Below are 15,373 nucleotides of genomic sequence, written 5' to 3'. Positions count from 1 at the left end.
TTAAAATGTATAGAATATTCACACGTTAGTTAGTGTTTGCTAACTAAATATAGATTAGCACATGCTAACCAAAAATGCAAGAACTTTTTTTGAAAACGTTTCTCATTTTAACATAAAGGGTGAAGGCATTTCTGAAAATGCCTTCACCCTTTATGTTAAAAAAGAAATGTTATGAAGCAAAAAACTTCGACCAGTACCCCTGGATAAAAATAGCCAGCACAATAATCGGCAGCAAATAGGTCACATAAAATCTGGCCCATCGCGGAAACTTGATTCCTACCCCAGTGTTAGTCTCCTTTAAAAAGTTTTCAAATCCCCAGCCATAGCGGCAGGTACAGAATACCAGATAGAGTAAACTTCCGATCGGAAGCAGGTTGTTGCTCACAATAAAGTCTTCCAGATCCAGCACGCCTGAACCCTCGCCAAACGGCATAAATCCGCTCCAGAGATTGAATCCCAGCACACACGGAGTCGAAAGTATAATCACCGCCACAATATTGCATACAACTGCCTTCTTAACGCTGCAGCCTGTCAGATCCGTTGCAAATGATACGATATTCTGGAACACTGCAATTACAGTCGAAATAGCTGCAAATGACATGAACAAAAAGAACAGAGTACCCCAGAATCTTCCCCCCGCCATGTGGTTAAATACATTTGGAAGGGTGATAAAAATCAGAGGCGGACCGGCATTCGGTTCAATGTTATACGCAAAGCATGCCGGGAAAATGATAAGTCCCGCCATAAAAGCTACGAGTGTATCTAAAAGAGTAACGCTTATGGCTTCGCCGGTCAAGCTTCTCTCTTTGCCGATATAGCTTCCAAAAATTGCCAAAGCGCCAATACCGATACTAAGGGTAAAAAATGCTTGTCCCATGGCTGCAAATACCGCCTCGCCTAAACCGGTTTCCAGCATATTGCCAAAATCAGGTTTCAGATAAAAGGTAAGACCTACGCCGCTTCCCGGCATAATAATCGAATTAATAGCCAGCACCACCATCAGAACCAGCAGGCAGACCATCATGATCTTGGTGATCTTCTCCACTCCGTTTTGAAGACCCATGGCGCAGACGCCAAAGCCAACGACTACGGAAAGGATCATCATTCCCATCATTAACGGAGCATTTGCCAAAACGCCGCTGAATTCTCCTGCAACCTGATCCGGTGAAAGCCCTACGAAATCCCCGGTCAGCATCTTAAAGAAATAAAGGATCATCCATCCTGCAACCGTGGTATAAAACATCATCAGGATGTAATTGCCCGCCATACCGAGGTATTTGACGTAATGCCACTTACTTCCCTTTGGTTCCAGAACATCAAAGGACAAAGCGACGCTCTTTTGGCTGGCCCTTCCAACGGAAAACTCCATAACCACAATCGGCAGACCCAGAATCAATAAAAACAGTAAATAAATCAACACAAACGCTGCGCCGCCATATTGCCCCACAATATACGGAAAACGCCATACATTTCCCAAGCCAATGGCACAGCCCGCCGAGATCAGGATAAATCCCAGTCTTGACGAAAACTTTTCTCTCTTCATATTAAAGCTTTCCCTCCTGTACATACTGTTCTCTATTCTACAACAGAATGTCCAAAAGGAAAAGCCTATTTTTTCGAAAAGACTGCAAACCGGCAGCTTCTAAATTAAAAACAAAATCTATCAGTTACCGGCACCGCTCAATCCGTATTCGGTATTTTCCCAACTGAGCCAGGACCCCTTTTTCCTGCTTTTTAGAGGTCATTTTTTGTTCCCATGTTAAATTTTGGTAGCGGTAGATGCTGAATATGACGCCCAGCAGGGCATAGATGGTGATGGTATGGCTTCTTCCGTAAGAGAAAAATGGAAGACCGCCAGTCGAAATTGTAAAGAATCCGAAATTGTTCAGCAGACTTCTTATCATCTCGACAGTCAGAACCATGGTGCAGCCATATCCGGCCATTTTGCCCAGCTGGTTTTTCTGTTTATGGATCATGAGGAACAGATAAAAGAGGAATAATGCCAGCAGGCCGATGAGCAGTACTGCTATCAGAATTCCATATATGGAAGCTGTCTGGAGCATGATAAAATCATATTGAACATGAGGAAGGGTGTGGCTGGGAAGCCGGTCTAATTTTTCTGTGCCTGCTCCGAACAGCGTGAGATTTCTCACCGCTTCACGAGCATTTGCCGCCTGATATCCCGCTTCCTGGGCATATTGTTCCGGATGCAGCATAACCCGGAGGCGGGCCAGCTGGTAAGGATTTATCCGCGCAAAAAAGCCTAAAGCCGCAGTGGCAGGAAGAATTCCGGCTAAAATGATCATACTGGTCTTTCTGTTCACCTGAAACCATTCATTCCAGGAAGCTGCCAGCAGCATCAGATAACAGATGCAGACCATATCAACCGTAATTCCCATTCCTCCGCCAATCCGGGTAATCCCCACCCAGTATGCCGCCGCCAGCCACAAAAGGCTGGATGCGATTCCATAATATCCGCGTTTCCGGTTCTGATAAAGAATTCCCGCATAAATGGGGATAAACAGGTAAATCAGACTCTTCATATAAGAATGGCCTCCGTTATAGTAAGGCGCATAAAAACAAATGACCGTCAAAGCCGCCAGCAGCAAAAAGCCCAGCCGTTTGCCGTATTTCCCAATCATGCTGTAATCCAGATAGAACACGGCCAGCATGATTACAGTTCCCATTAATACATAGATGCACTGGCGTTCAAATGCATAGTCAATCACAATCTGATACTGCATCAGCTCGTCTCCAAACCGGTAGAAGCTGAGATACTGGGTTAAAAGACCTGCCGCACTCATTATCACAGCCATGAGAATCAAACGCCCGCAGGGCTTTGGCCTGTGAATGCGGTCCATCTCGATCCCCACCTCCACCGGGTCTCCCATCTGTCTGACCGCCTCTTCCATGGCATCGTCGGCAGTCATTCCATCACTTTCATAGAACCGGGCCTGGTCTTCTATGTGGTTTTTAATCTCTTCCGCCACTGCCGCCTTGGCTTTTTTATTCCGGATCTGCTGTTCCAGTTCTTCTAAATATCTATTCAGCTCCACACAGCTCACCTCCTAATACCTGGGTTATGGCTTTGGTATAGGACTGCCATTCCTTCTTTTTCTTCTCCAGCGCTTTTCTGCCTTCCTTAGTGATTCCATAGTATTTGCGCATCTTTCCCATCACTTCCGCTTCATAAGAAACAAGAAAATTCTGGGATTCCAGGGTATGAAGAAGGGGGTATAAAGTGCCTGCCTTGAGCTCAAACAGATTCTCCGAACGCTTTCCCAAGGTTTCTATCATCTCATAACCGTACATATCCCGTTCTGACAAAAGCTGTAAAAGCAGCATCGATGTGTTGCCGGCCGCTGAATTTTTCTCTGAAGCCATAGGCCACCTCCATATATAGATTATCTATATAGTATATATCGATAATCTATATATGTCAAGAAAAGTCCGTATGCAGTAATCGCATACGGAACAATTATGGTAATTATAATTTATGAAACTGCGGGTTCATTTGATGATAGGTACATATGGTTTCGAACCCCATCTCTTTCAGCTCTGCTAACGTTTCAGGAATATACATGCCCAGATGTTCCTTTTTGTGACTGTCGCTGCCCACCGTAAGGATCTTGCCGCCCAACTCCCTGTAAAGTCTGAGAATGTTACGGGAGGGCGTTAAATCATGTAAACCATATCGGTAACAGGAGGTATTTACCTCGATTCCCTTTCCATTTTGTATCACGGTTTTTAAAATTTCCGTCAAAATGGGACGGAATTTTTCAAAGGGATAAACTCCTGCCTTATCATAACGCGCAATTAAATCCAAATGCCCCAGCACACTATAGTTTTGATAATGACGGACAAGATACAAAAGTTCTTCATAATACCGTTCATTGTATTCTTTTTGCGTGCGGCCTTCCTGAAATTCCTGCGTCCAAAACTCTTTATCCCCAACCTGGTGAACGGACAATAGGATAAAATCAAACGGATATTTTGCAAAAAGCTGTTCATACTTCTGAATTGTATGCTGCTGCATACCGAATTCCATACCCATCCTGATGATGATTCTGCCTTCGTATTTGCTTTGTAAAGAAGCAATTTCCTGAACATACCGCGGATAATCCACATTGGCAAGGGCTATCGTTTCCGGTTCGCCCTCCCCTCCGGCGCAGTGCTCGATTCCAAGCGGATCGTCCCAGTCTCTTTTTATCCCATAATCCACATGGTCGGTAAAACACAGTTCCTCTATCCCTGCCTCCACTGCATCTTCGATAATCTGTTCCATGGGGTACTCGGAATCATCGCTATATGAACTGTGAACATGATAATCAATAAACATCTCGTAATCCTCCATCCGTTTAAATACATACTAACGTAATGCTTCCATTTGTATTATGATTATATCGCCATGTGCAGAAAAGAAATAGCAAAAAATCCTCATTTTTATAGTACATAACCGCCAAGAAACATAATACCCGTTCGTCCAGTTCTAAACTGTGTCATTCTGCTGTTTTTTTACCCCTGCTTCCTTCTCTCTCCGCTTATCTTCATACATCAGCGCATCCGCCCTGGATAAAAGTTTCGAAATCGAATCCCCGCTCTCGAACCGAAAGCGGTCGCATCCCCAGGCGATGCTTAGTTTGGTCCGGTGCAGGCTGTTATACCGGGTAAGCGCCTGATCAAACCTCATCTTTCCTTCCCGGATATCTTTTTCAGACTGATTAAAAACCAGCATCACAAATTCATCTCCTCCGGTTCTGTAAAGAGCTGAGTCTTCAAATCCCGCTGTTTTAAGGATTTCAGCCGCTCCTTTTATAAGCTGGTCGCCTGCGGCGTGTCCCAAAGTATCGTTGGTATGCTTTAAGTTGTTGATATCAGCGCAGATACACCAGATGGATGAATAACTCTCCAGTTTTTTCCCCACTTCCATGATCTTCTCCTCACAAGCCGCCCGGTTTGCAATCCCTGTTAAAACGTCTGTGTATGCCATTGTTTTGTAAACATTGAATTTTAGATAGCTCTCGTAATGCAGTAGATTCTGACGGATGAGATAGACCATCTGGATCAGCAGAAATATCAAAACTCCCAGCTGGAATCCGGCCGCTTTTTGCCCGGCGCCCGGCAGATAATAGCGAAAAAGATCTAAAAACGCGCCTAAAAGAACCGGCAGAAATGACAGCGTCAGCCACCACCACCCATTCCTCTTGCGATCAGAAATAAGCAATGCGGGAGTTAATAGGACCATGGACAACAAGATCAGCAGATGAGTAATCAGCACCGTATCCCTCAATTCCAGACCGGTGAAATAATACAAAAACACCTGGGCCCCAAAATTTATAAGTACAGCGCAGCCGGCTGCCGTCAGTATCTTGAAGAAACGCGGTGCACAAACGCCGGCCGCCAGCATCAAAAGCGGCAGGGGAAGCAGCGCCAGCAGCAGAAATTCCATCAGATAGATCAGATGGGAATTCGTTTCAAAGAGGTGGACCGAATCTGTAATTGACAGTGAATAAAAGGCAAACAGCACTGCAAACACACCGATATGCAGGAAACTTGACTGATAAGTCTGAATCTCTTCAATAGACGCCGTCGCCAACATGGTCTGAACGCCGCAGATCATCAAAAATACCCCGAAGCAGAAAATTGCAGCGATAAGTCCCATGAGGGGCAGTTCTTCTAAAATTACATTATAGATGATGGCGCCTTCCGTCCCCATGCGCGGAGCTGTAATTTCATAATCCGTATCGCCGCCCAGCAGAGGTTTGGCCACTATACGAAGTTCAGATCCTTCTAAAGCATCCGGCAGCGGCAGGATTTTGAATATCTTACCCACTGTTTTCGTCTGTCCCTCTGGGCGGCAGAGGCAGCTGCCGATCTCACGCCCGTCCAGAAACAAATGAATATTTAAATATTTAGCGGATACCATCAGGAATGGCCTGCCCCCATCTTCCGGCCTCAACACGGTCTGTAAACAGAATCCCTCCGGCCGGTAAGGCAGTTTTATTGGCAGGCTGACGCTGTTTCCCTCTTCATCCTGCCAGCCTCCATCCAGCACAGTAATTTCCGTATTCGCCAGAACCGCATCCCCGCATTCTCTTCCTGACACCATGGCAAACCATACTGCGAACAGAACCGCCACAGCTGACGCACCGAAAAAAAGGAACATCCGCTGTATCGCCTTTGTCGTTTTTCCCATGATATTTCCTCCCTTTTATCCGATATGCGGTGCGGCATGAAGAAAAAGCCGCCTGTATTTGACCCGGCATGTATCTTTCAGAAATAATTTCTGCCTTATATAGCCCAACAGGCAGAAGTATTTTTTTATATTATAATCGATGCCTGTCCAAAAATGGGATTTCTGTTAAATTGTTACCATCCATTTACTTTCCAAGCGTAAAGAAAAACAATATTTGTGATATACTGGGAACACATGATAAAAGATTAGAAGCTCAGCTTTAAATAGATCCGGTGGAAATGCATCCGGATACCAATTGAACAATCTTTATGATATTAAAAACGGGAGATGTGCCGATATGAATAAAATTTTGGTGGTGGATGATGACAGAATGGTTCTGAATGACAACCGACAATATTTTGAAAAACTGGGATATGAAGTGATCTGCGCCGATACTGCCGCGCGTGCGGAAGAAATCATCTGCTCAGCCGCATTGGACTGCGTGATTTTGGACGTCGACCTGCCGGACGAAAGCGGCTTTGATCTCTGCGCCCGCGTAAGGGAAAAAACTGGTCTTCCCATCGTATTTCTGTCCGGTTATACGGAGGAACAGAGCCGCATCAAGGGACTTTCCATCGGAGGAGACGACTATGTCTGCAAACCGTACAGTCTTGCCGAACTGGAACTGCGCGTACGGGCCAGAATCCGGGCGGGCAGGGCAATTCAGCCGCCCCAGCCCCTTCAATACGGCCTCTTAGTGATCAATCCCGGCAACCGCAGTGTCAGCTATGGAGAACGGTCCGCCGATCTTTCCACTTTTGAATTCGACGTGCTCTATTTTCTCGCCCGCCATCCGGGGGAAGTGTTCAGCTATGATCAGATTTTCGATCAGGTTTGGAAATCTCCGGTAAATAAGGGACTGAAATCCCTGCAGATGATGATCGTCCGCATCCGCCAGAAACTGATAACACTCTGCCCGGACCATGATTATATACAGACCATACGCCGGAAAGGGTATTTATTCGTGCCGTAAGGTTGATAAACTGCGCTGCCATGACTTTTCTTCTTTCCGTTTTATCTCTACCTGATAAAACAGAATTATTGTCAACGTGTCAGATACGAAAGCAGCATAACCAGATTTGTCAGCGGATTTCTTTTATCTTCTGCCCATAAACCTCTTTAACATATTTACCATATTTTTCAGCAGTTTTGGATGCAGACAGATACCGGCAACGCCGAAAGAAATCACCACCGCCAAACAGCCTGCGGCGGCGGCCAATGCATCCGGCCCTTTCGAAGCCGCCTTTGATACTGGCTTTGATACCGGCTTTGATACCGCCTTTGACGAAGTTTCATTGAGACTGCCTGACGCTGTGGACAATGATGGTTCACCAGGAAGGTTCGGCAATGCAGATGACGATATTTCACCAGAATTATCTGACATGAAAACCGGCCTGTCTGAAATTTCACTGCCTGCCTCAGATCCGGATTCTTTACCGCCGGCCCTGTACCGCTTATTTTCATCCGTTGGATTTTTACCCACATTCCCTGGAACAGATTCCGAAGGACGGGATGTATTGGACTGACTGATGGATAAATCTTCTTCCGCTCGTTTAAAAGGCACTTCCATATTTATATCTTCAGAAATCGTTGTTTCCTGAGACGGAATTAAATTCCCATCCGATATATAGCCCGGTTTTTTGGTTCCGCCGCTGTTCACATGATCCTGTGAGGACGAATCTTCCTCCCCGCCAGACAGATCCAAACCTGGTGACCCTTCCGCCCCACCGGGCAGTTCAGGGCCAGGTGAAATTTCTGGCCCGCCTGGCATATCTGAACCAGGCAAAGTTTCCGGCTCACCGGGCAGTTCAGGATCTGGTGAGGGCTCCGGCTCACCGGGCAATTCAGGCTCTGGTGAAGTCTCCGCCCCACCGGGCAGTTCAGGCTCTGGTGAGGGCTCCGGCTTATCAGTTGGAGGTGTAATGCTGGTTCCTCCGCCCCTGTTTCCGCCGATATCTTCGGCCGAATCAAAGTCTTCCAATGAGAAACGCAGAATATTGGAGTACCGGTCTGCCTCTCCGTCTTTCCAATAGAGGCGGATATAGAGATAATCCGAACTGCATTCTCCCCGTCCGACCCAGATAAAAAAGCCGGTATAGCTTTGAACATTGATTTGTGTATAGTCCTGCCAGTCCTCCCCGTCAAAAGAATACTGCGCCATAATCGTAACCGGCAGTATTTCCGGCTTAGTAAAATTACCTTTGACTTCATATCCTTTGCTGTTCTGCCCGGTTTCTACTTCTGTAAATGTCAAAGGATGATCATTGTACACCACGGTACAGACTGGCTGGCTGAACACAGTATATCCATCCGCCCATTCTCCTTGTGCGGTAAAACGAAGCCGTCTCTCCTCAGCCTCTTCGTGTCCGGTGAGATCCCATGCAGCTATTGGTACTTCCATCCGCTGCATACGTCCGCCATTTTCATTGACTTCGGCCGTGACGGCAGCCGGCATGGCATCTGCCGCCGCCTGTCCAGGCTCTACAATTGCAGTGATCCGATCCCAGTTCCATATAAAAGCCGTCTCAGCACAGTGCATGCTGCCTCTGATAACGGAATCTCCCTTCAAAAATCCGGAACCTTCCTCCTGCCAAACGGCAAAGCCGTCAGACGCCTCCACAATCATGTAATCGAGACACAGGGAAGCGCCTTCCGCCACCCGTATAACGCCGCTGTCGCCGCCCTGCCCGGTAATTGTAAGGTTATTATCGAGAATGACCGCATTTCCAGCCACAGTAATTGTATATTCCCGGGTATCGATAACGATAGAAGGGCAAAAAAAACGTTCCAGATTCAAATCCCCGCTAAGCGTTACGTCTGAGGACAGAAGCAGCGTTCCGCCAAGGCTGCCGTGTTCCTCCAGCCATGCCAACAGTCCTGTTTCGTCAAAAGCCGTATCCGGCAAAATTCTGTCGTCAAGCAATTCAACTCCGTCGATATCAGTCTGAACGGCATTGATATTTAGTGCATTGCTGGCAGTGGCAGTTCCTATATCCAAATCTTCCATGGAGCCGTCAGACGGTTCCTCTACTTCACAATCGGACATTTCCTCCATTTCTCCGTCAGATGATGACGCCGGTTGGAAATCTCCGGCCTGAGATGGTAAAACCGTCGTTTCAGTTGCAAAAACAACAGGAGTAAGGCATAATGAAACCAGAAGCATAACGGACAGCGCAGCAGCAAATCCTTTCCAATATCTTCTCATAAACCTTCTCCTTTTCCAATGAGGTAACGTAATGAACTCAATAAAAGCACAAAAAAATGCGGTATATCCGGCTGTATTGATATTTCTTACAACCCTGCTGGCTCTTCTCGGTCTACAGGCAATCAACCGCTTTGATAATAAGTATACAAGAAAAGCAGACGCCTCGCAAGATGGGACGGTCATTCTTCCGAAAAGCGGAGTGCGTTTTCTCGTAGACGGATTCGAGCTGTATCCCGACCTTCTGCTAAGTCCTGCCGATTTCACACCAGACAGCCCCTCTTCCCTGCCCCCACACTATGAAGTCTGGGCAGGTCAGTACCCGAACCTGGCATCCTTTCACGACGACGGAAATGCCTATGGTATCTCTACCTGGCGTCTGATTCTGCGTGGAAAAGGCCAAGTATCGCTTTATCTTCAGGAACCGCTGTGCGCTTCCCGCGTCTTTATAGACGGCCGGGATCTTGGCGGCAGCGGAGAGGTTCTTCCGGAAAAATACCGTCCCCTCATCCGTGATTCGGTGTATTCCTTTGAGGCTGACGGCGAAACAGAGATTATTATCCAGACCGCCAACTATTCCCATTATTACGGAGGGCTTTGGTTTCCTCCTGCAGTTGGAAGCCCGGACAGCATAAATCTGATGATTTCCTCCCGGATGATTTTCTATGGACTGCTCTGTTTTTCTTCATTGTCACTGGCTCTGTTCTGTCTGGTTTTATGGTTGGACAAACGGGAGCGGAGGGATGGCGTCTCATTTTATTTCGGCCTTCTGTGCCTGTTCTTTGCCCTGCGGGTGTGCTATCCTTTCCTGCGTCTTTGGGGGATACCGCTCGTGCGAAGCCTTTACGCACTGGAAGATTTGGCTGCCATGGCAGGACTTTACTGTGCGGTAAATATCGTCTTTCTGCTCTTTTTACCGGACAAGTGGCCGCGCCTTCGAAGCATGGCCGCCGTATTTTCCTTGGGAATGTGCATTGTTACCGTGATGGTCCCCCTCTTTATACTGCCTTCCTTCCCAAGCTTTGTACTGTGGTATGGGCCGTTCATTTCCTGGTATAAAGTTTTGTGCGCTGTATTTCTGGCCGGTGCATCCCTCTGCGGCTGTCTGTCTAAACGCCCTCATGCCCATCTGGTTCTGTCAGCGGTTACTGCAAATGGAATATGCCTCTTATATGGTGTTTTGTCGATCGGCATTTTCGAACCTGTTATCGGCGGATGGCCGGAGGAATATGGCTCCTTTTGCATGGTGCTCTCCTTCGCCGGACTCATGGTACTCCGAAACCGGGAAATGTCCGCTGAAAATCTGCGCCTGACCAGCCATCTTCAGGAAGAGGTGGCGGAAAAGACAAAACACTTGAGCCAGCTGCTCACGGAACGCGGCCAGCTCATGTCAGAACTGGGCCATGACATGAAATCCCCTCTCACAGCGCTTTCCAACATGGCGCAGATTATCCTTATGAACGATATCATTCTGGATGCAGACATGAAGGAAAAGCTTCAGGGCATTGAAGAAAAATGCGGCATTTTGGCCAAACGCCTTCACTCGATTCAGGAGTTAGCAGGGGAAACAGCCAAAACCACACATATGGAACGTTTATCACTCAATCAGTTTCTGGCCTGTTTTCACAGAAGCAACCAGCCCGTAGTGGAATTGACAGGCCCTGATTTCCTATGCAGCCTCACTCCCCTTCCCTGCCGGATACTGGCCGATCAGGAGAAATTGACAAGAGCGCTGGAAAATCTCGTATTTAACGCTTCAGAATTCACTCCGCCGGGAGGAACCATCACCCTTTCTCTGGAGCGCAGCGGTGAATTTGCAGTCATCCGTGTCTCAGATACCGGCTGCGGAATCCGCGAAGAAGATCTCTCTTCCGTTTTCCACCGCTTTTACACTACCCGAACGGACGAAGGCGGGCAGGGATTGGGGCTCGCCATCACCCACGCCATCATATCGGAACACAACGGAGACATCACCGTCCACTCTAAACCCGGCAAAGGAACCACCTTCACCATCCGCCTGCCATTGATCTACGAATAACTAAAATTGTTATTTAACGTAGTTGGCGAAAGGGGGGACGCACGGAATCGGGAGGCGGAGCCGAAAGACAAAGGTCGGAGGGGCTGTCCGGGCCGGGGAAGGAAGATGCAGCCAAATGGGATTCGGGATTCGCCCCTAAGAGCTACTAAGGCCCATAAGGACAGAACGAGGCAGGCCAGCGCCATTCGCAGTGAACTCTTTATGACTTCGCTGCTCAGCGGCGCTTTAAAAACTGAGACGGAAATCAGTTTTTACCTGCTTCGTTCTGTCCTTACGGACCTAAGTAGCACTACAGGGGTTCCATACGATCCCATTTGGCTGCATCTTCCTTCCCCGGCCCGGACAGCCCCTCCGACCTTTGTCTTTCGGCTCCGCCTCCCGATTCCGTGCTGGTTTTCGCTAGCCTAGTTAAAAACAATGTTATGTATCGGTATTTACATAAAGCCAAATTTACCTAGATTATGGAGGGATTTTCAGAAATGCCTTCAGGTTTTACTTTAAACGTCAAGGCATTTCTGAAAAAGACTTAACGGTTGATATAAAAATTTACTTTCCCATCCACCAAATCTTTTTTTCCTTAGCTAGCCAAGCACCAGCCGGAAAGAAGGGGAAACCTGGGCGGGCGGCGGACATTGAGAAAGACAGGGGATCGTGTGCAACCCCTTAGTGATACTTGGCCGGCAAGAGTGGAAAAAGGCAGACAAATACTGAATTCCGAATCAGTATTTGAGGCGCCCTTGAGCGATGAAGTCATAAAGAGTTCATCGCGAATGGCGTCGCGCTGCCTTTTTCCGCTCTTGGCGGCCTAGTATCACTTAGGGGCGTAACCCGAATCCCCTGTCTTTCTCAATGTCCGCCGCCCGCCCAGGTGTCCCCTTCTTTCCGGCGTACCTTAGTTAACTAAAAAAGATTTACAGCAATATATCTTCTAAAGGGCGTTTTGGTACGTAGTGTACCTGATTTTCGTCCCGGTAATATTTTATGCTTCCGTCTTCCCCTACCGGCACAATCACCACTTCCTCCTTAGGTTTTCCAAGGGCCAGCACCAGATCGATGCTGTAGCGGCTGCTGTCGATGCCGAGGGCCTCTGCCAGATTGCTGCGCTGTACATTGGCTAACATGCAGCCGCCGTATCCCTTTTCCACGGCTCCAAGCATAATGGTCTGAGCGGTAATGCCGTCGTCGATAGGTTTATTCTGAGCTAACGACAGGTCGCAGCATATCAGGATATAGGCGCTTGGGCGTTCTCCCGGTTCCGGTCCGTCCCAGTCGGGGAGGGCGCCCGCCCATCCCAATGTATCAAATACTTTTTCATTCTCTTTTGGAGAGTTGATTATCTTGAATTTCAAAGCCTGGGAATTGGCTGTAGAAGCGGTTAAGCGGGCCAAGTCCACAAGTTCCTTCAATTCTTCATCCTTAATCCGCACATCCTCATAGAAACGGCGGTATGTACGGCAGCGCTTTACTAAATCAGATAACATAATTTCCTCCTATGCCGGTGCGGTTTACAATGGCTTATCTCGTCTCTGTAAACTTCTTAATATTGCTGGCATTCACATATTTTTTAATCTGTCCGTCTTTTACCACGACCAGAGTAGGAGCCTGCATGATGCCGAATTTTCCGGTCAGATCCGGGTTTTCCTCCGCATCCACTACCTGATAGTCCACATCCTTTAAGAATTCCTTAGCCATCTTGCAGTTAGGGCAGGTCTTCGTAGTAAATAAAAAGGTTCCTACCGGCATGTCTTTTTCAGACTTAGCCGCGGCTTCCACGATCTTGGTCGCAGCTTCCGTTCCCTTTTTCAGCGCTGAATTAGACAGGTCATAAGTGGTACGGTTCTTGTATTCCTGGGTCTTTCCTTCGTTCCAGTTCTTAACCGGGCGGTAATAGCCGGTAATTCTGCTGTAAACTTCCGATTCCTTTCCACAGATCGGGCAGGTGAAATGTTCACCCGACAGATATCCATGGTCTTTACAGATGGAATAGGTAGGTGACAGCGTGTAATAAGGCAGCTTATAATTCTCGGCAATGGTATGAACCAGTTTTGCGGCCGCCTGCCAGTCAGGAAGCTTTTCTCCCAGGAACGCATGGAAAACGGTTCCGGATGTGTACAGGGTCTGAAGTTCATCCTGAACATCCAAAGCTTCGAATACATCGGCCGTACAGTCAACCGGCAGATGGGAACTGTTGGTATAATAAGGGGTATCGCCTTCATGTCCTGCTGTCTTGATGCCGGGATAGCGTGCTTTGTCGTGTTTCGCCAGACGGTAGGTGGTGGACTCGGCAGGAGTTGCCTCCAAGTTGTACAGATCGCCGTATTCCTCCTGGTAAACCACAAGACGTTCTCTCATGTGGTTTAATACGTCCTTTGTAAAGGCCAGTGTTTTCGGATCGGTTAAATCCCCTCCCAGCCATTTTGCATTCAGTCCCACTTCATTCATACCGATCAGTCCGATGGTGGAGAAATGGTTCTCAAATGTTCCTAAATAACGCTTTGTATATGGATACAGTCCGCTGTTCAGCAGTTTTGTGATTACCTCACGTTTTGCCTTTAAGGAACGGGCGGAGATATCCATCATGCGGTCCAGCCTTGTATAAAAATCTCTTTCATCCTTTGCCACAAATGCGATTCTCGGCATGTTGATGGTAACAACGCCTACTGAACCGGTGCTCTCTCCGGAACCGAAGAAGCCGCCTGTTTTCTTGCGCAGTTCGCGAAGGTCCAGACGAAGTCTGCAGCACATGCTTCTCACATCGCTTGGTTCCATATCGCTGTTGATATAGTTTGAGAAATAAGGCGTTCCGTATTTGGAAGTCATCTCAAATAAGAGACGGTTGTTCTCAGTATCAGACCAGTCAAAATCTCTGGTTATGGAATATGTAGGAATCGGATACTGGAATCCACGCCCGTTGGCATCGCCTTCGATCATGGTTTCAATGAACGCGCGGTTGATCATATCCATCTCTTTTTTGCAGTCTTTGTATTTAAAATCAGCGTTCTTTCCGCCGATAATGGCAGGAAGCTCCGCCATATCATTGGGAACGGTCCAGTCCAGCGTAATGTTGGAGAACGGCGCCTGTGTTCCCCAGCGGCTCGGGGTGTTTACGCCGTAAATAAATGCTTCAATACATTTTTTCACTTCAGGGTAGGAAAGGTTATCTGCTTTAACAAAAGGAGCCAGGTAAGTATCGAAGGAGGAAAATGCCTGTGCGCCCGCCCATTCATTCTGCATGATGCCTAAAAAGTTAACCATCTGGTTGCAGAGAACGGAAAGGTGTTTTGCCGGAGATGAGGTGATCTTTCCGGTAATTCCGCCAAGGCCTTCCATCAGCAGCTGTTTTAAAGACCATCCGGCACAGTAACCGGTCAGCATGGACAGATCGTGAATGTGGATGTCCGCATTGCGGTGGGCTTCCGCGATCTCCTGATCGTAGATCTCAGACAGCCAGTAGTTTGCCGTTACCGCTCCGGAGTTGCTTAAAATCAGTCCGCCTACGGAATAAGTAACCGTGGAGTTCTCTTTTACACGCCAGTCCTCCACTTTTACATAACTGTTCACCACGTCTTTATAATCCAGAATGGTATTTTTCATATTACGGATTTTCTCACGCTGTTTTCTGTATAAAATATAAGCTTTCGCCACGTCGGTATATCCGGTCTGCTCCAGAACGTGTTCCACGCTGTCCTGAATCTGCTCTACGGAAACCGTTCCGTCATGCATCTTATCCTGAAAATCAGCCGTTACCCTCAAAGATAACAATTCCAGAATCTCGTTGTTATAGTCCTTTCCGGTTGCCTTAAACGCTTTTTTAATGGCCTCCGTAATTTTCACCAGGCTGAACTCAGCTTTTTCCCCATCTCGTTTTATTACGTTAATCATTACACTAGCTCCTTTC

General features: G+C 47.5%; 10 protein-coding genes. 2 read left to right on the top strand and 8 right to left on the bottom strand.

The genetic code is table 11. The features are described from left to right. Positions 1-169: 169 nt before the first annotated feature. The 5 genes from C0033_RS22200 to C0033_RS22180 form a co-directional block, all read right to left on the bottom strand. Positions 170-1,543, bottom strand: coding sequence for a sodium-dependent transporter (locus C0033_RS22200; RefSeq protein ID WP_103230111.1), 1,374 nt, complete (start codon positions 1,541-1,543; stop codon positions 170-172). A 124-nt stretch (positions 1,544-1,667) separates the two neighbouring features. Beyond that, complete coding sequence (locus C0033_RS22195) at positions 1,668-3,056, bottom strand: FtsW/RodA/SpoVE family cell cycle protein (RefSeq protein WP_103230110.1); 1,389 nt, start codon at positions 3,054-3,056, stop codon at positions 1,668-1,670. After that, a complete protein-coding gene (locus C0033_RS22190) occupies positions 3,043-3,384 on the bottom strand; it encodes a PadR family transcriptional regulator (RefSeq protein WP_103230109.1) in 342 nt (113 codons plus the stop codon). The genes C0033_RS22195 and C0033_RS22190 overlap by 14 nt, the downstream gene beginning before the upstream one ends. A gap of 103 nt (positions 3,385-3,487) precedes the next feature. Continuing rightward, entirely contained in the window at positions 3,488-4,339 is an 852-nt protein-coding gene (locus C0033_RS22185; RefSeq protein ID WP_103230108.1) for a histidinol-phosphatase HisJ family protein, read from the bottom strand. Positions 4,340-4,489: 150 nt separating this feature from the next. Next, positions 4,490-6,196, bottom strand: a complete 1,707-nt coding sequence (locus C0033_RS22180) for a GGDEF domain-containing protein (protein ID WP_103230107.1) — start codon at positions 6,194-6,196, stop codon at positions 4,490-4,492. Positions 6,197-6,533: 337 nt separating this feature from the next. Between C0033_RS22180 and C0033_RS22175 the strand changes: the two genes are divergently transcribed. Beyond that, entirely contained in the window at positions 6,534-7,208 is a 675-nt protein-coding gene (locus C0033_RS22175) for a response regulator transcription factor (protein ID WP_103230106.1), read from the top strand. A 123-nt stretch (positions 7,209-7,331) separates the two neighbouring features. Here the strand turns inward: C0033_RS22175 and C0033_RS22170 are convergent, their stop codons facing one another. After that, positions 7,332-9,440 (bottom strand): hypothetical protein, encoded by a 2,109-nt coding sequence (locus C0033_RS22170; RefSeq protein ID WP_103230105.1) that lies wholly within the window; start codon positions 9,438-9,440, stop codon positions 7,332-7,334. Positions 9,441-9,471: 31 nt separating this feature from the next. Between C0033_RS22170 and C0033_RS22165 the strand changes: the two genes are divergently transcribed. Next, positions 9,472-11,475: a sensor histidine kinase gene (locus C0033_RS22165; protein ID WP_103230104.1), complete on the top strand. Its 2,004-nt coding sequence runs from the start codon at positions 9,472-9,474 to the stop codon at positions 11,473-11,475. 911 nt (positions 11,476-12,386) lie between these two features. On the opposite strand, the gene C0033_RS22160 is transcribed toward C0033_RS22165, so the two are convergent. Then, a complete protein-coding gene (locus C0033_RS22160) occupies positions 12,387-12,956 on the bottom strand; it encodes a nitroreductase family protein (protein ID WP_103230103.1) in 570 nt (189 codons plus the stop codon). Between the two features lie 34 nt (positions 12,957-12,990). After that, on the bottom strand, positions 12,991-15,357 hold the full coding sequence (locus tag C0033_RS22155) for a ribonucleoside triphosphate reductase (RefSeq protein WP_103230102.1): 2,367 nt from the start codon (positions 15,355-15,357) through the stop codon (positions 12,991-12,993). Between the last annotated feature and the right edge of the window lie 16 nt (positions 15,358-15,373).

The organism is Clostridium sp. chh4-2 (genome assembly GCF_002899675.1).
Lineage (GTDB): Bacteria > Bacillota > Clostridia > Lachnospirales > Lachnospiraceae > CHH4-2.
This window is presented reverse-complemented; position numbering and strand designations above follow the sequence as displayed.

Coding starts and splice junctions, on each gene's coding strand:
- C0033_RS22200 (WP_103230111.1), bottom strand. CDS start 1,543: ATGAAGAGAGAAAAGTTTTCGTCAAGACTGGGATTTATCCTGATCTCG.
- C0033_RS22190 (WP_103230109.1), bottom strand. CDS start 3,384: ATGGCTTCAGAGAAAAATTCAGCGGCCGGCAACACATCGATGCTGCTT.
- C0033_RS22185 (WP_103230108.1), bottom strand. CDS start 4,339: ATGTTTATTGATTATCATGTTCACAGTTCATATAGCGATGATTCCGAG.
- C0033_RS22180 (WP_103230107.1), bottom strand. CDS start 6,196: ATGGGAAAAACGACAAAGGCGATACAGCGGATGTTCCTTTTTTTCGGT.
- C0033_RS22175 (WP_103230106.1), top strand. CDS start 6,534: ATGAATAAAATTTTGGTGGTGGATGATGACAGAATGGTTCTGAATGAC.
- C0033_RS22170 (WP_103230105.1), bottom strand. CDS start 9,440: ATGAGAAGATATTGGAAAGGATTTGCTGCTGCGCTGTCCGTTATGCTT.
- C0033_RS22165 (WP_103230104.1), top strand. CDS start 9,472: ATGAACTCAATAAAAGCACAAAAAAATGCGGTATATCCGGCTGTATTG.
- C0033_RS22160 (WP_103230103.1), bottom strand. CDS start 12,956: ATGTTATCTGATTTAGTAAAGCGCTGCCGTACATACCGCCGTTTCTAT.
- C0033_RS22155 (WP_103230102.1), bottom strand. CDS start 15,357: ATGATTAACGTAATAAAACGAGATGGGGAAAAAGCTGAGTTCAGCCTG.